This is a genomic window from Streptomyces sp. NPDC032091, from assembly GCF_055580265.1.
On record NZ_JBVILR010000034.1, the window covers coordinates 1 to 15,639 of the forward strand.

The window sequence follows — 15,639 nt, forward strand, 5'->3', positions numbered from 1 at the left end:
GCCGCCGTACTGGACGTACTTGGTGCCCCGCCAAGGCGGCGAGGTGCGGTGCCGGGCGGCGCGGGCCAGGCAAGATCCGGAAGAGACGGCCTAGGGTGTCCGCGCCGGCCCGGGCGCCGCCTGGCGGAACCGGCGCCGTTGCGTCCTCGTCGTCACCGGTGTTACACCACAGGCACCACCCGCACCACCAGGAGGCCCCATGCCCAGCGACGCAGTCCGACGCCTCGCCGCCGAACCCGTCGACCACCGCTTCAAGGGCCTCCCCCCGGACGCCGCCGCCGCCGGCCTCACCGTCGGCGAACTCGCCGCGCAGGCCCGGGACCTGTACACCGGCGGGTTCACCACCCCGGTCCTCACCCTCGACGCCGACGCGCTCGCCCACAACCTCACCGTCCTCGGCGAGTACGCCGCCCGCCACCACCTCGCCTTCGCCCCGCACGGCAAGACCTGCATGGCCCCCGAGCTCTTCGAGCGCCAGCTCGAACACGGCGCCTGGGGCATCACCGCCGCCGTCCCCCACCAGGCCCGCGTCTACCGGGCCTTCGGGATCCGGCGGATCTTCCTCGCCAACGAGCTCGTCGACCCCGCCGCCCTGCGCTGGGTCGCCGCCGAGCTCGCGGCCGACCCCGCCTTCCGTTTCGTCTGCTACGTCGACTCCGTACGCGGGGTGCGGCTGATGGACCGCGCCCTCCAGGGCCAGGGCGCCCGGGTGGACGTCGTCGTCGAACTCGGCGCCGGCGAAGGGGCCCGCACCGGGGCGCGCAGCGACGAGGACTGCCGGGCCGTCGCCGACGCCGTCGCCGCCACCACCACCCTGCGCCTCGTCGGCATCGCCGGGTACGAGGCCGAGGTGCCCGACGCCGACGCGGAGAAGGTCCACGCCTGGCTGCGCCGGCTCACCGCCCTCGCCGTCGAGTTCGACAAGGCCGGCCGCTTCGGGGCCGACGTGGAGGAGATCGTCGTCAGCGCGGGCGGCTCCGCCTGGTTCGACGCCGTCGCCGACGTGTTCGAGGAGCTGCCGACGCTGTCCCGGCCCGTGCTCAAGCTCCTGCGCTCCGGCGCGTACGTCTCCCACGACCACGGCTGGTACGGCCGCCTGACCCCCTTCAACCGGGTCCCGGGGGAGGGCCGGCTGCGGCCCGCCTTCCGGCTCTGGACGCAGGTCGTCTCGCGCCCGTCCCCGTCCCAGGCCTTCGTCAACGCCGGCAAGCGCGACATCGCGTACGACCTCGGGCTGCCGGAGGCCGAACTCGTCCGCGACGCCCTCACCGGCGACGAGCGGGTCGCCACCGGCGTCCGCGTGGTCAAGCTGTCCGACCAGCACGCCTGGCTGGAGACCGACTCCGCCGAGGACGTGCAGGTCGGGGACTGGGTGGCGCTCGGGATGTCGCACCCCTGCACCATCTTCGAGAAGTGGCCGCTGATCCCGGTGGTCGGCGCCGACGGAGCCGTCCGCGAGTACGTGCGGACCTTCTTCTAGGCCGTGGACCTCGTCATCCGGGGGGCGCGGGTCGCCGACGGCACCGGCGGGCCCTCCTACCGCGCCGACGTCGGCGTGCACGAGGGGCGGATCGCCGCCGTCGGGCGGCTGCCCGGCGGCGGCCGGCGGACCGTCGACGCCGACGGGCTCGTCCTCGCGCCCGGGTTCGTCGACATGCACGCCCACAGCGACCTCGCGCTGCTCCGCGACCCGGACCACGGCGCGAAGGCCGCCCAGGGCGTGACCCTGGAGGTCCTGGGCCAGGACGGCCTGTCGTACGCGCCCGTGGACGACCGGACGCTGGCGCAGGTGCGGACCGCGATCGCCGGGTGGAACGGGGCCGGTGACGACATCGCGTTCGACTGGCGGACGGTCGGGGAGTACCTCGACCGGCTGGACCGGGGCGTGGCCGTCAACGCCGCCTACCTCGTACCGCAGGGGACCGTACGGGCCCGCGTCCTCGGCTGGGAGGACCGGCCGGCCACCCCCGCCGAGACCGACCGGATGCGGCGGCTGGTCGCCGAGGGGCTGGAGGACGGGGCCGTCGGGATGTCCTCCGGGCTCACCTACACCCCCGGCATGTACGCCTCCGGCGCCGAACTCGCCGAGCTGTGCGCGGTCGTGGCCCGCTACGGCGGCTACTACTGCCCCCACCACCGCTCGTACGGGCGCGGCGCCCTCGCCGCCTACGCCGAGATGCTCGCCCTCGCCCGCGAGACCGGCTGCGCCCTGCACCTCGCGCACGCCACCATGAACTTCGCGGAGAACGAGGGCCGGGCCCCGGAGCTGCTGGCCCTGCTGGACGGGGCCCTCGCCGCCGGGACCGACGTCACCCTCGACAGCTACCCCTACACCCCCGGCTGCACCACCCTCGCCGCCCTCCTGCCCGGCTGGGCGCACGAGGGCGGCCCCGGGGCCCTGCTGGCGCGGCTGGCCGACGACGCCACGGCCGAGCGGATCCGGTACGCGCTGGAGGTGGAGGGGTCCGACGGGTGCCACGGGGTGCCGGTGGACTGGTCCACGGTGGAGGTGTCGGGGACCGCGGACCCCGCGCACGCGCACCGCGTCGGCACCCGCCTCGACGGGTGGGAGGGCGCGCGCCGGCTGCTGCTGGGCGACCGGCTGGGCACGACCGTCCTCCAGCACGTGGGGCACGAGCAGAACGTGCGCACCATCATGCGCCACCGCGTCCACACCGGCGGCTCGGACGGCATCCTGCACGGCGCGAAGCCGCACCCGAGGGCGTACGGCACGTTCCCGCACTACCTCGGCCACTACGTGCGCGAGCTGGGCGTGCTCTCCCTGGAGGAGTGCGTGGCGCACCTGTCGGGCCGGCCGGCGGCCCGGCTGCGGCTGCCGGACCGGGGGCTGGTGCGCGAGGGGTACCGGGCCGACCTGGTCCTCTTCGACCCGGAGACGGTCGCGGCGGGCTCCACGTACGAGGAGCCGCGCCGGCTGCCGTCGGGCATCCCGCACGTCCTGATCGACGGCCGGTTCGTCATGCGGGACGGGCGCCGGACCGATGTGCTGGCCGGCCGGTCCGTCCGCAGAACGCCCCGCCGCCGGTAGGGGGTTCGGGCAGGCCCTTCGTCCCGGACGGCGTCCCGCGCCCGGGACATACGATGATCCGTATGGCCGCCTTCGCCCTCCCCGCCCTCTTCTTCCTCGCCCTGTGCGTCAGCGCCTACAAGGACCGCCGCCGCTTCCTGAACGCGGTGCTGTTCGGGCTGACGTTCATCACGTTCTCGGCCGCCCTGCTCTTCCAGGTGACGGCCCTGCCGGGGTGGGCGGCCCTGACGATCGTCGCGCTGGCCTTCGCCGCGCCGACGCTCGGCACCATGGCGATCGGCGGCTTCCTGATGGCCAACGGCGTGACGATGATCCGCAAGGAGGGCCGCAGTCCGGCCAACCTGCTGTCGATGCTGGCCGGGCTCGGGATCTTCGGGATGATCGCGCTGCTGGTGGCCGTGCCGATGTTCCACTCCACCGTCCTGACCGGCATGGCGGCCACCCTCACCCTGGTCGTGGCCTACGTGTCCTTCGTCTTCCTGTGCTTCCTCGGGTACGCCTTCCTCTACGGCCGGATCAAGGTGCGCGGGGACGTCGACCACGTGGTGATGCTGGGCTCCGGGCTGATCGGCGGGGACCGGGTGCCGCCGCTGCTGGCCTCGCGGCTGCGCAAGGGGCAGGAGATCTACGCGGCCCAGCTGGCCCGGGGCTCGCGCCCGCCGGTGCTGCTGACCTCGGGGGGCAAGGGGTCGGACGAGCGGGTCGCGGAGGCCCGGGCGATGGCGGACTGGCTGATCGCCGAGGGGGTTCCGGCGGAGCACGTCACGCTGGAGGACCGGTCGCGGACGACCGAGGAGAACATGCTGTTCTCGAAGGAGATCATGCTGGCGGACGACCCGGGCTACCGCTGCGTGGTGGTGACCAACAACTTCCACGCCTTCCGGGCCGCGATGATGGCCCGCAAGGCGGGGGTCAACGGCCAGGTGGTGGGCTCGCCGACGGCCCGCTACTTCCTGCCGAGCGCCACCCTGCGCGAGTTCGTGGCGGTGTTCTGGGAGCACCGGCGGGTCAACCTGTCGATCTGCGGGGCGCTGGTCGTGATCGGCGCGGTGGTGACGCTGGCGATCGGCTGAGGCGGGCGGCCGGGGCGGGCGGCGCGGGCGCCGACGTGCGTTCTTGGGGCCGGGGCCGGAGGATGGGGGCCTGGGGCACCGTAGGAGGTATCCGATGGAAAGTGAAACCAGCGAGCAGCCCACCCGGTCGGACCGGCTCTTCACCGGTGGTGAACGGCCGTACGACCCCGAGGACCTGGTGATGGCGACCGGCCACGACCCGACTCCGGAGCGGGTCGAGAAGGCGCGGAAGCTGATCGAGGAGAAGGGCCCGTCCGTCATCGAGCGCTACCTGCCGTAACGACGGCCGGCCGAGCACGCTGCCGTGGACCGCGGCCCGGGGTCACGACCCCGGGCCGCGGTCGGTTCCGGTGGGGGCGCGGGGGGCGCGTGGTGGGGGCACGCGGTGGGGGCCGCATCCGGAATCGGTGAAGTCTCGTTAGCCGTAGGGGGGATGCCCTACGGAGGTCAGATGAACAGCGTCGCCGTCGCCGTCGACTGGGAGCACCCGGTGGATCCCCGCCCGGGGCCGCGGCTGGAGCACGTACGGACGTACGTGTCGAGCGGCGGCAGGGACGGGCACCTGTGGCACGGGGTCCCCACCCTGCTGCTGACCACCCTCGACCGGGTCTCGGGCCGGCCGGTGCGCACCCCGCTGATCTACGGGCGGGACGCCGGCCGGCTGCTGGTGGTGGCCGCCGGTGCGGCCGGTCCGCGCCACCCCTCGTGGTACGAGAACCTCGTCGCGCACCCGGCGGTCCGGGTCCAGGTGGGCACGGCCCTCTTCGCGGCCTGGGCGCGGACGGCGGGCCCGGAGGAGCGGGAGACGTACTGGGAGGCGATGACGGCGCTGTGGCCGCTCTTCGACGACCACCGGGAGGCCGCCCGGCCGCGGGAACTCCCGCTGGTGATCATCGAGGGCTGACGGCGGGCCGGAACCCCGGACGCCGAGCACGGCCGGCCGCTTGGGCCGGGGGCGGCTCGGTCAGGCCGTCGTGCCGGCGGGGGTGGCGACCGCGTGGTAGGTGCGGCCCGAGACGGTGTAGTCGCCGAGCGGGGTCATGCCGAAGGCCTCCACGTGGACCTGCCAGGAGGGGGCGTTGCCCGCCTCGATGAAGGCGACGAGCGCCTCCGCGCGGCCGGCCGACGCCTCGACGGCCATCGCGAACAGGCCCCGGGCCACGCCGTGCCCCCGGAAGGCGGCGTCGACGACCACCGGCCCGTACAGCAGCCACCGCACCGCGTCCAGCGGGCGTCCCTGCCAGAGGAGGCCGGCCTGGGCGCGCAGCAGTCCGGTCACCGGCGCGGGCGGCTCCGCCATGTCGGCGGCGACCGACAGCGCGAGCAGCCCGGCGATCCGGCCCTGCCCGTCGTCGGCCACCAGCAGTTCGTCGGCGGCGGCCATGTCCCGCAGGGTGGCGGCGTCGAAGGTGCCCTGGACGAAGCCCTGCGCGGAGCGCTGCTCCTCGGTCAGGGCGTCGTGGTGGTTGGCGGCGAAGAGCCGGGCCAGGGCGGGCGCGTCGGCCTCGGTGGCGTATCGGTAGCGCATGGCGCCGATGCTGCCACGGCGGTGCGGCCGGGGGCCCGGGCCACCGGGCGGGATGTCACCTCGGCACGGCGCCCGCCGGCCGGCCGCGCGGGTCAGCCGTTGGTGTTGAGGAAGCCGATGACGACCGCACCCCACCAGCAGGCCTGGGAGACCAGGGCGGTGACCCCGCCCCAGACCAGCAGCCCGCGGCCGGTCTCCCCGTCGGCCGCTTCGAGGCGGCGGCCCAGCAGGCCCGCCTGGAGACCGTTCACGGTGAGGGCGGCGACCAGGCCGAGTTTGGTGAGGGTCAGCGGGGAGTGGACGTCGGGGTGCAGCATCAGCCCGCTGACCACGAGCCCGCCCAGGCCCGCCCAGATCGGCACGTGCAGGCGGGCGGTCGCCGCGACCACCTCGTCCAGGGTGCAGCGGCCGGTGGCCCACAGGAGGCCGTGGTAGTCGGCCGAGAGCACCGCGCCGAAGCCGAGCACCAGGGAGGCCAGGTGGGCGAAGAGCGCGGCCGAGTGCATGGCCGCGTCCGCCTGCACGTGGAGGGAGCACCACAGCCCCGCCGCCAGGACGACCAGCGCGCACAGCGCGCCGGCCGCCACGGTCCACCAGGAGTCGTACAGGCGGACGGGGCGGGGGGAGAGTCTGGCGGCCGGTGAGGACATGGGGGCGGGCTCCGGGAAAACGGGTGGGCGCGGCACCGTCTGCCGCATCAAAGCAAGGTAAGGCTCACCTAAAGAACCCCGTCCGTCAATCCGGGTCCGCGGGGCGGAACGGTCAACCCGGGCCGGGCGCAGGGACTACCGACGGGTAGCGGGCGGGCGGGGTGACGAGCGCAACACCGGGCCGGCCTCCGGCGGCCACCGTCACCCGATCCGCAGGCCGGGACGGGCGGGGACCGCCGTTTCAAAGGGTGGACGGCGGCCCCACCAACCCCATCACGCCAATGCGGACATTTCACTCCCTGATGTCCGGGTGGAATGCCCGAGCGGACAAACAAAGAGGCCCATAAACTCCCGTCATGCAGGTGATCCAGTCAACGAAACTCGCCAATGTCTGCTACGAGATCCGCGGACCCGTCCTCGAAGAGGCGATGCGGCTCGAAGCGGCCGGTCATCGCATCCTCAAGCTCAACACCGGCAACCCCGCGGCCTTCGGCTTCGACTGCCCGCCGGAGATCCTTGAGGACATGCTCCGCAACCTGGGCAACGCCCACGGCTACGGGGACGCGAAGGGCCTGCTGTCGGCCAGGCGCGCGGTCATGCAGCACTACCAGACCAAGGGCATCGAGCTCGGCGTCGAGGACATCTACCTCGGCAACGGCGTCTCCGAGCTGATCCAGATGTCGATGCAGGCGCTGCTCGACGACGGCGACGAGGTGCTGGTCCCGGCCCCCGACTACCCGCTGTGGACGGCGTCCGTCAGCCTGGCGGGCGGCACGGCCGTGCACTACCGCTGCGACGAGCAGGCCGACTGGATGCCCGACCTGGCGGACATCGAGCGCAAGATCACCGACCGCACCAAGGCGCTCGTGATCATCAACCCGAACAACCCGACCGGCGCCGTCTACGACGACGAGATGCTGCGGGGCCTCACGGACATCGCACGCCGCCACAACCTCATCGTCTGTTCCGACGAGATCTACGACCGGATCCTCTACGACGGCGCCACCCACACCAACACCGCCGCCCTCGCCCCCGACCTGATGGTCCTCACCTTCAACGGCCTGTCCAAGAACTACCGCGTCGCCGGCTACCGGGCCGGCTGGATGGCGGTCTGCGGCCCCAAGAAGCACGCCGCCTCGTACATCGAGGGCCTGACGATCCTCGCGAACATGCGCCTGTGCGCGAACATGCCCTCGCAGCACGCGGTGGCCACCGCGCTCGGCGGCCGGCAGTCGATCGTCGACCTGGTGCTCCCGGGCGGGCGGCTGCTGGAGCAGCGCGACACGGCGTACGACCTGCTCACGCAGATCCCGGGCGTGACGTGCGTGAAGCCGAAGGGCGCGCTGTACCTGTTCCCGAAGCTGGACCCGTCCGTCTACAAGATCAAGGACGACCGGCAGATGGTCCTGGACCTGCTGCGGGCCGAGAAGATCATGGTCGTGCACGGCACGGGCTTCAACTGGCCCGAGCCGGACCACTTCCGGATCGTGACCCTGCCCAACGCGAAGGACCTCGCGGACGCCGTCACCCGGATCGGCCGCTTCCTGGACGGCTACGGCCAGCACTGACGGGCCGCGGGCGGGGGGCCGTCCCAGAGTCCGGATACAGCTCAACTTTAGAACGGATCCAAGGTAGGATGGTCTCCTGACCCCGCAGGAGGCCTCCTCATGTACGAGCCGATCCGCTCCAAGCCGGCCGTCCACGTCGTGGACGGCAGCCATCGCGCACCCCAGTACCCGCGGAGCAGCCGCGGCGAAGCCCTCGACATCCAGCTCGCCGGACACCTCGCGGCCCTGCTCGCCGTCACCGACGAGCTCGGCCTGGAGGACGGCGGCGCCGCCCGCATCGCGGAGCAGGTGACCCGCCTGCGCGGCTCGCAGCCGGTCCGGATGACCTACCCGGCCCTGCCCGAGGGCGCCGACACCGCCACCCTGCACCGCCGCGCCCACGACCTCGCCGCCCGCGCCCTCCTCGTCGCCGCCTCCCGCGCCGACACGGCCGTGGCCATCCTCGCCGCCCAGCGCATGGACGCCCACGCCGCCGCCGCCCACCTGGCCGGCACCCCCTGACGGCCCCGGTCCGGGGCCGCGGAGGCCCCGGACCGGGCGCCATGTCCTGAGGGGTCGGCATGGCGGAGGTCGGCTTCGTCGCCGACTGGCCGCACCTCCCGTCCTGGCAGCGGGAGACCGACGCGGACATCTTCGAGGCGATCAAGGAGGCCCTCGCCTGATGGACGGATCGCCGGTGGTCGCGCGTCTCGCGTGGGGTGAGATGGAGGTCGAAGGGCTTGCTGCCGGCAAGGACTTCGTGCTGTATCCCGGCGGTGGGAAGCCCTGGGAGTGGAACGTGCACGGCACCCGGCACGATCCCGGGATCCAGCCCGGGGACGTCCGAGAGCTGCTGGAGCGGGGGTGTGCGGTCGTCGTGCTCAGTCAGGGGATGGACCTGCGGCTGAAGACGACGCCCGAGGCGCTGGCCCTGTTGCGGGACGCGGGGGTTGCCGTGCACGTCCACGAGACTCGGGAGGCCGTCGCGCTCTACAACCGGCTGGCTCGCGAAGGCGTGGCCGTGGGCGGGCTGTTCCACTCGACCTGCTGAGGGGTCAGTGGTCGGCGCGGAGGTTCCACGTCGTGAGGTCGCCCTCGATCAGCCCGTAGGAGCCCTCCTCGTAGGACGTCCGGGTGACCTTCAGGACGGCGAGCGGGGACGTCTCGTTGACGAGGCAGACGCTGTCGCCTTCGGCCACGATGACCTCCTTGCGCGACTGGGTCGCGAGGAGGTCCTTGCAGCCCTGGGCGGTGGGCGCCTCGGCGCCCGTCCACAGGGCGGCGGTGCCCTTGACCATCATCGAACTGCTGCCGCTGCGCGCGGCCGCGGGCCGGGCGCCGAGCTCGGACCCCTTGCGGGGCGGCACCTGCGACAGGTCGAGGCCTTCGAGGCCGAGGACCACCTTGCCCGACCAGCGAACGGTCCCCGCACCGGCCGCACCGGCGCCCGACGGTGCCGCAGGAAGCTGTGCCGCGACGGTCGAGGCGGGCGCGGGCTGGACCGCGGCCGGCGCGGACGGGCTGTTCGTGAAGGCTGCGACAGCGCTGGCCACAGCGGCGATGGCGCTCACCCCGGCCGCGATGGCACCCCACACCTTGGCCTTGGACGTGCCCGAAGGCGCCGGAGGCACCGCCTGCGCGTACGGCGCGTACGGCGGCATGGCCGGCTGCTGCGACGGGTCCTGCTGCACGTTTCCCCCTGGAACTCCCCGACCGGCAATCCCCGCGACCATAGCAACTCCCGCCGTCTCATCGACCTGTGGTGCGCCTCCGCCCCCGGACGACGATCTCGTCGCCGTTCGGTGCGGGCAGCGACCCCGGACGGCCGTCGGACGCCAAGTCAGGAGAAGCGGTGGCGGGACGGCCTGTCAGATGAGACGGACGGGAAAGCCCCAACCCCTCCCTGAGACCGCCCCGCGGGGGTCCCGCCCCCGCCCCTACCCCCCGTCGGCCGGTGGTGGCGGTGTGCGCAGCAGCCAGTAGTTGGCCGCCGCGCCCGCCGCCAGGCCCGACCATGCCACAGCGGCGTTGTCGGTCAGCAGGCCCGTCGCGAAGACGGGGAGGGCGATGCCGAATTCCTGGAGCAGACGCAGGCGCAGGACCACCCCGAAGCGGTCGGCGGCCTTGTGGCGGCCTTCGGCCGTGGCGGCCAGGAGGCGGAAGGGGAAGGCGGCGGCCTGGGCGGCCATCAGCCAGGTGAACCAGGTCGCGGCCGTGCCGTGGAGGCCGTAGAAGCCGGGCAGCACCGTCCAGGCCGCCGCCGCGACGAGTACGCAGACGGCCCCGGACACGGCCAGGACGCCTCCTCGCAGGCGGCGCCATTCGCGGGCGGAGGGGGCCGCGTCCTTGCAGACCATGCCGGTCGCGTTGACCAGGGCGGTGAGCGGGATGTGCAGCGTCGCCGTGAGGACGGCGCCCGCGGAGAACGCGGCGAGCCGGTCCCCCCACGAGGCCCTGAACGTCAGCGCGAGGACCAGCAGCAGTTCGAAGCCGATCACCGAGAGCATGTGCCCCCACTCCGTGACCATGCTGCGTGCCACCTGCCGCAGCCAGCGTGCGCTGTCGCGGAGCCTGAGCGGGAGGGAGAGGTGGTCGCGCAGCAGCCACACCGTGACGGCGCATTCGAGGGCGGCGATGACGGAGGTGGCGGCGTACGCGCCGGCGAAGCCGAGTCCGGCGCCGTGCACGAAGAACCAGTCGAGCGCGGCGTTGGCGACGACGGCGACGGCGTACAGGGTGAGGAGGGGGCGTGAGCGCCTCAGGGCGAAGAGCGCCATGGCGCCGACGAACTGGGCGAGGCGGACCGGGGCGGCGACCAGCAGCCACAGCAGGGCCGACCGTGCGTCGTCGCGGATGCCGGGTGCGGCGACCAGGGTGTCCAGCAGGTACGGGAGTACGGCGAGGCCGGCCGCCGCGATGAGCAGTCCGGCGGCCGTGGCGCCGAGGAGGCCGCCCTGCACCGCCCGCCGGCGGGCGTGGGCGGACACGGCGCCCGCCACGGACAGCCCGACGACGGGTCCCATGGCCATGGCGGTGATCGAGTCGAGGAGGAGCAGGCGCTGCGGTACGGCCGCTGCGGCCACGGCCTGCTCGCCGAGGGTGCTGATCACCCACAGGTCGGTCTGGGCGATGGCCTGGCCCATGACGGACGCGATCACCATCGGCCCCATCAGGGCCAGGACCCGCCGGCCCAACGACGGGCCGGAGGCGGCGGCGGAGGCGGGTGCGGTGGTCGCGCCGGTCACAGCAGGCTCCAGGTGAGGTCGGCGAAGTCGCCGGAGCCGGAGAGCGCCCAGCGGATGCCGGGGGCCGGCTCCAGGCCCGGTACCTCGGCGAGCTTCACGCGGCCGCGTTCCAGGGGGGCGTGCCCCTTCAGCGCGACGACGACCTTGGGGGTGGTGGTCCCGGTGGTGAGGGCCAGGCCCCGCTGCCGGTGCTCCGGCGAGGCGAACCAGCGGGCGGCGGACGCCGCGAGCAGTTCGATGTGGTCCTGGGGCCGCAGGGTGATGCCGTCCCCGGCTGCGGCTCGGGGTGTGCCGTCGCCGTCCGCGGCTTCCAGGAACACGAGGAAGTGCAGGTGCATGCGCCAGTCCAGGCGCCTGCCCGCGGCCACCGCCCACTCCAGGAAGGCCTCGTAGAGGTCGGTGGTGTCCGGCAGGCGTGCGGCGAGCAGCGGGATGCGGTCGAAGAGCTGGTGCCAGCGGATACGGAGCGATTCCTGGGCGATCAGCCGGTCGCGGGAGCCCGGGGTGAGGGAGTCACGGGCGGTGGGGCTGATGCAGGCGTCGAGCCGCGACGACTGCGGCGCGCGTGCGGTCAAGGTCCGTCCTCCATTCGTCCAGGTCGTGGTTGGCGTCGCGTTCGACGACGAGCGTGGCGTCCGGTGCGGCGCGGCCGGCGAACAGCGCCACCAGGTCGAGGGTGTCGTCGCTGACCGGGGCGTCGTGGCTGTCGACGATGAGCGAGGGGGCCGCCGGGGAGGGGCTGTAGCCGGCCAGGTGGAACCGGCGTCCCACGCCCGGTACGTCGGCCCACGCGGCGGCGGGCTCACCGGTGTTGAGCTGGGCGACCATCGCGTTGGACACGTCCATGAGGACTTCGCACCCGGTGGCCGCGGTCAGCTCGGCGTAGGCGCGGGCCTGGGGGATGTCGGAGGGGGTCTGCGAGGGGAAGTTCTCCACGGCGAGGGTGGTGCCGAGCTCCTCCTGCCAGGCGCGCACGGAGTCGATCACCGGCTGCCAGGCGGCGTAGTCGACCTCCTGGGCGAGGGGCAGCGGCTGCCCGTTGTGGGAGAAGTGGGCGATGTGGTCGCTGACGTAGAGCAGGCCGCAGTCCTCCTGCCACCGGTTCACGAGGTCCAGGTAGTGGTCGAGGCGGGCCCGGTCCGGGTCGAGGAACCGGGAGAGCATGATGTGGCAGCCGACCGGGAGGTCGCCGACGGTGCGGCGGAACTCCTTCGGGTCGAGGTGGGCGAAGCCGTCGATCAGGACCTCGACGAAGTCGGCGTGGCCCGAGTCGCGCAGGGCGCAGGCCATTGCGAGGGTGTCCGGCGAGGTGACGTTGACACCGATCAGCATCAGCGCAGCTTCTCCTTGGCGTAGGCCAGCAGGTCCTGGGGGGCGCTGACCGCGCCGGGGCGTTCGGCCGGCGGGATCTCGTCGAGGTTGAGGACGATGCGCTTGCCGCGGGCGCGGACGTCGTCCACCCACTGGTCGAACAGGTCGGTGTAGGACAGGCCGCGCTGTTCGGAGGCCTGGGCGAGGCCGGGGATCCAGCCGTTGCACAGCTGGCGGAGGTAGGCACGGCAGTAGGGGACGCCGTAGTCGTGCGGCTCGGTGCCGGTGATCCCGTCGGTGCGGGCCCGGCGGTGGCGTTCCAGGACGGATTCCGCGCGGGCGAAGTCGGCGTAGTACTGGTCCGCCCGGTCCGTCCAGGTGAGGTCCGCGTGTTCGACGATCACGGTGACGGGCTCGGTCTCGGTGATCAGCCGCTGGTCGAGCACGGTGTCGAGCAGTGACCAGACGCCTTCGTGGACGGCTTCGGAGTGGCCGTCGTGGAGGGTTCCGTCCCGGCCGGTGCGCACGCCGGACAGGTGCAGTTCGACCACCTGGGACCAGGGGATCGCACCGAGCAGCACCTCGACGGGGACACCGCAGTTGACGGCGTCGATGTAGAGGTGGGCCAGGTCGACGATGAGGCCGGTGCCGGTGCTTTCGCAGATGCGGGTGACCGCCTGCCAGGCATCCAGGATGCCCCGGGCGGAGGCGGAGTAGCAGTTGGCGTTCTCCACCCAGACGGGCAGGCCCGAGGTCCGGTGGAGGTCGGAGAGGAAGCGGACGGCGCGCTGCTCCTCCTCCTTCGTGCCGGTGAAGTAGGAGTGGAGTCCGAAGGATCCGCCGCCGAGGGCCCGGTCGCCGGTGACGTGGACTCCGATGGAGGTCGGCTTGTTGCGGCGGGTGGCCGACTGGTCCATCACGTAGTCGATGTAGCGGGCCTGCTCGCGCGGGCCCTCGCAGATCGCCGTACGGCCGAGGTGGAGGGAGAATTCCGGGATCGCCGGAACGTCGTCGAGGCCCTCCCATTTCCGCCATTCGTTGAACCCGAATTCCAGGAAGGGGTTTTCGCCGACGAGGGCGAGCCTCCGGGACGGGTCCGGGTCGAGAAATCCCGGAGTGAACGCCCCGCCCACGCGGAGCAGGTCGTCACGGACCGGGTGGACCGTCTGGACTGTCGTTTGCATTTCTTTTCCTCTCCCCCCGGTTTCCGGGTGCGGGTACGGCGGGGGCGCGCTCCGTTTCCGGAGCGCGCCCTCACATGTCGTCAGCCCTTGTTGTAGCTGCCGCAGGTCAGGGCCTCGGCCATGACCTCGATGTCCTGGATGTCGATCATTTCGTTCACCTCCGTTCAGGAATCCGATGCACCGGCCACGTCCGCCGGCAGGCTTTAACCTGCCCGCATTCAGCCCTTGTTGTAGCTGCCGCAGGTCAGCGCCTCGGCCATGACCTCGATGTCCTGGATGTCGATCATTTCGTTCACCTCCCTTTACGGCTCCCGGTGTTGCCGGTTTCGGCCGGTGTTCCCTGCCGATGCCTCTACTGTGCCGGTCCTCGAAGACCGCTGGAAGGGTTTCCCGGTGGACGGATTCTGCAATGGCATATCCCGTCCACCTCCACCTGGGCGGAAAGGGCCACGGAACGCCGAAAGCCGCGTCCCGGCGGGGACGCGGCTTTCGCGGGGGGGGGCCTGAGGGGGGCTGTGGGAGGCCCCGGGGGGGCTCAGATGCGGGTGGCGGGGAGCCAGCCGTTCTGGACGGCGTGCGCGCCGGCCTGGAAGCGGCTGCGGGCCTCCAGCGCCTCCATGAGTTCCGCCGCGATGCGGCGGGCGGTGCGCGGGGAGACGCCGAGGCGTTTGGCGATGGCCTCGTCGGTGAGTCCCTGGAGGAGCATGTGGAGGGACTCCCGGTGCTGGCGGGTGAGTCCGTCCATGTTGCGTTCCACGGCGGTGCCCAGCGGGTTGGCACTCTGCCAGACGCTCTCGAACAGGGCGCACAGCGCGGCGATGGTCCCCTCGTAGGTGAGGACGACCGCGCCGGCCTGGGCGTCGTTGGTGTCGAGCGGGAGGACGGCCTCGCGGCGGTCCGAGATGATCATCCGTACCGGCAGGGTGGGGGCGGTGCGCACCTGTCCGCCGTGGCGGTGCAGCCAGTCCACGTGGTCGAGGGTGGGCTGGTGGTTGCGGACGCTGTCGAGGTAGACGGTGCGCATGGTGATGCCCCGGTCCAGGAGCTCGGCGTTGGGTCCGCGGCTGGCTTCGAGGTCGGCGGCGGTGTGGGCGCCGCCGGGGGCGAACGTCATGATCTCGTGGCGGGTGTTGGCGGCCAGCCGGGCCAGCCGGTCGCGTATCTCCTCCGGGCCGTGCAGGCTCTCGGCCCCGGCGGTGGCGCCGCGCGGGCGCATCGAGGCGCATTCGGCGATCAGCTGTGCGGCGGCGGCCCGGGAGGCCTCCACCTTCTGCTGGTGGGCGGCCAGTTCGGCCTGCTGGCGGGCCAGCAGCAGTTCCATGGCGTCTTCCGGGTCCAGTGGACGGAACCCGATGCCTTCGCGGGACGAGGGCTGGACCAGGGCGAGGCGGCTGAGCCGGTCGAGGCAGGCGCGCAGGTCGCCCTCGGGGAGTGCGAGCCGCCGGGAGAGCGCGCTCACCCCGTCCTCGGGGTGGGCCAGGAGTGCCCGGTAGACGCGTTCCGCTTCGGCGTCGAGCCCCAGCAGTTCCAGCATGGCGATGCCCCCTGATGATTAGTACACGTCCGCCTGAAGGGAACTATACGAAGGCACGAACCGCCCCTGGTCGGTTCCTGTTCTGGCATAAACAGTCCCCTGTGGCGGCCTGTACCGCGGGGGTGGGCGCTACCGAGGATGGGCGGTATGTATCTCGTGCACGCCCGGCTCCGGGCCCCGGACCACGCCCCCCTCCCCTCGGACGCGGCGCAGCTGTTCCTGGGGTGTGCGCGCGACGGGGACGGCCTGGAACACGTCAGCGCGCACGGCGACGCGACGGGCGGTCCGGTCGTGGGCTTCTACCTGACCGCGCCCTCGCTCGCCCTCGCGGAGCAGGCCGCGTCGGCCGTCTGCCGGCGGGCTCTGCTCGCGCACCCCTCGCTCGCCGAGGTGGACGTGGTGTCCTTCGGCGCGGCCCTGGTCCCGCAGTACTGGAACGCGGTGACGCGCTCCGATGGACGGGATATGCAGTTGCAGGATCCGTCCACGGTGAACCTCTTCCACCCGTTCTGAAGTCT

At 72.9% G+C, this 15,639-nt stretch carries 17 protein-coding genes; 9 read left to right on the forward strand and 8 right to left on the reverse strand.

The genetic code is table 11. The features are described 5' to 3' along the window. Positions 1-199 precede the first annotated feature (199 nt). The 5 genes from ACZ5NJ_RS35010 to ACZ5NJ_RS35030 all read left to right on the forward strand — a co-directional run bounded on the left by ACZ5NJ_RS35010 (position 200) and on the right by ACZ5NJ_RS35030 (position 5,026). On the forward strand, positions 200-1,480 hold the full coding sequence (locus tag ACZ5NJ_RS35010; protein WP_468770436.1) for an alanine racemase: 1,281 nt from the start codon (positions 200-202) through the stop codon (positions 1,478-1,480). 3 nt (positions 1,481-1,483) lie between these two features. After that, positions 1,484-3,049 (forward strand): N-acyl-D-amino-acid deacylase family protein, encoded by a 1,566-nt coding sequence (locus ACZ5NJ_RS35015; RefSeq protein WP_468770438.1) that lies wholly within the window; start codon positions 1,484-1,486, stop codon positions 3,047-3,049. Between the two features lie 62 nt (positions 3,050-3,111). Next, a complete protein-coding gene (locus ACZ5NJ_RS35020; protein ID WP_468770440.1) occupies positions 3,112-4,122 on the forward strand; it encodes a YdcF family protein in 1,011 nt (336 codons plus the stop codon). Positions 4,123-4,216: 94 nt separating this feature from the next. Continuing rightward, on the forward strand, positions 4,217-4,402 hold the full coding sequence (locus ACZ5NJ_RS35025; protein WP_395507700.1) for a hypothetical protein: 186 nt from the start codon (positions 4,217-4,219) through the stop codon (positions 4,400-4,402). A gap of 171 nt (positions 4,403-4,573) precedes the next feature. Beyond that, positions 4,574-5,026, forward strand: coding sequence for a nitroreductase family deazaflavin-dependent oxidoreductase (locus ACZ5NJ_RS35030; RefSeq protein ID WP_468770441.1), 453 nt, complete (start codon positions 4,574-4,576; stop codon positions 5,024-5,026). Positions 5,027-5,086: 60 nt separating this feature from the next. Here ACZ5NJ_RS35030 and ACZ5NJ_RS35035 read toward each other — a convergent pair whose 3' ends face one another. Continuing rightward, entirely contained in the window at positions 5,087-5,650 is a 564-nt protein-coding gene (locus ACZ5NJ_RS35035) for a GNAT family N-acetyltransferase (RefSeq protein ID WP_468770443.1), read from the reverse strand. A 92-nt stretch (positions 5,651-5,742) separates the two neighbouring features. After that, a complete protein-coding gene (locus ACZ5NJ_RS35040) occupies positions 5,743-6,300 on the reverse strand; it encodes a hypothetical protein (protein ID WP_468770445.1) in 558 nt (185 codons plus the stop codon). Positions 6,301-6,656: 356 nt separating this feature from the next. Between ACZ5NJ_RS35040 and ACZ5NJ_RS35045 the strand changes: the two genes are divergently transcribed. From ACZ5NJ_RS35045 to ACZ5NJ_RS35055, 3 genes are all read left to right on the forward strand, one after another. Then, positions 6,657-7,868, forward strand: coding sequence for a pyridoxal phosphate-dependent aminotransferase (locus ACZ5NJ_RS35045; RefSeq protein WP_468770446.1), 1,212 nt, complete (start codon positions 6,657-6,659; stop codon positions 7,866-7,868). A gap of 99 nt (positions 7,869-7,967) precedes the next feature. After that, positions 7,968-8,369 (forward strand): SCO4983 family protein, encoded by a 402-nt coding sequence (locus tag ACZ5NJ_RS35050; RefSeq protein ID WP_468770447.1) that lies wholly within the window; start codon positions 7,968-7,970, stop codon positions 8,367-8,369. A 160-nt stretch (positions 8,370-8,529) separates the two neighbouring features. Continuing rightward, positions 8,530-8,898, forward strand: a complete 369-nt coding sequence (locus tag ACZ5NJ_RS35055) for an Mth938-like domain-containing protein (RefSeq protein WP_468770448.1) — start codon at positions 8,530-8,532, stop codon at positions 8,896-8,898. A gap of 4 nt (positions 8,899-8,902) precedes the next feature. Here the strand turns inward: ACZ5NJ_RS35055 and ACZ5NJ_RS35060 are convergent, their stop codons facing one another. The 6 genes from ACZ5NJ_RS35060 to ACZ5NJ_RS35085 form a co-directional block, all read right to left on the reverse strand. Then, positions 8,903-9,538, reverse strand: a complete 636-nt coding sequence (locus ACZ5NJ_RS35060; RefSeq protein WP_468770450.1) for a hypothetical protein — start codon at positions 9,536-9,538, stop codon at positions 8,903-8,905. Between the two features lie 246 nt (positions 9,539-9,784). Then, positions 9,785-11,092 carry an MATE family efflux transporter gene (locus ACZ5NJ_RS35065; protein ID WP_468770452.1) on the reverse strand — a complete coding sequence of 436 codons (1,308 nt, stop codon included), beginning with the start codon at positions 11,090-11,092 and terminating at the stop codon, positions 9,785-9,787. Then, positions 11,089-11,667 carry a hypothetical protein gene (locus ACZ5NJ_RS35070; RefSeq protein WP_468770454.1) on the reverse strand — a complete coding sequence of 193 codons (579 nt, stop codon included), beginning with the start codon at positions 11,665-11,667 and terminating at the stop codon, positions 11,089-11,091. The genes ACZ5NJ_RS35065 and ACZ5NJ_RS35070 overlap by 4 nt, the downstream gene beginning before the upstream one ends. Continuing rightward, the gene (locus ACZ5NJ_RS35075; RefSeq protein WP_468770455.1) at positions 11,606-12,424 is read right to left on the reverse strand and encodes a multinuclear nonheme iron-dependent oxidase; all 819 of its coding nucleotides are present in this window, start codon (positions 12,422-12,424) and stop codon (positions 11,606-11,608) included. The genes ACZ5NJ_RS35070 and ACZ5NJ_RS35075 overlap by 62 nt, the downstream gene beginning before the upstream one ends. Further along, positions 12,424-13,587, reverse strand: a complete 1,164-nt coding sequence (locus tag ACZ5NJ_RS35080) for a multinuclear nonheme iron-dependent oxidase (protein ID WP_468770456.1) — start codon at positions 13,585-13,587, stop codon at positions 12,424-12,426. Before ACZ5NJ_RS35080 ends, ACZ5NJ_RS35075 begins: the two co-directional genes overlap by 1 nt. A gap of 535 nt (positions 13,588-14,122) precedes the next feature. Further along, positions 14,123-15,121: a LuxR C-terminal-related transcriptional regulator gene (locus tag ACZ5NJ_RS35085; protein WP_468770457.1), complete on the reverse strand. Its 999-nt coding sequence runs from the start codon at positions 15,119-15,121 to the stop codon at positions 14,123-14,125. A gap of 147 nt (positions 15,122-15,268) precedes the next feature. On the opposite strand from ACZ5NJ_RS35085, the gene ACZ5NJ_RS35090 reads away from it, so the two are divergent. Continuing rightward, positions 15,269-15,634, forward strand: coding sequence for a hypothetical protein (locus ACZ5NJ_RS35090; RefSeq protein ID WP_468770458.1), 366 nt, complete (start codon positions 15,269-15,271; stop codon positions 15,632-15,634). Positions 15,635-15,639 lie beyond the last annotated feature (5 nt).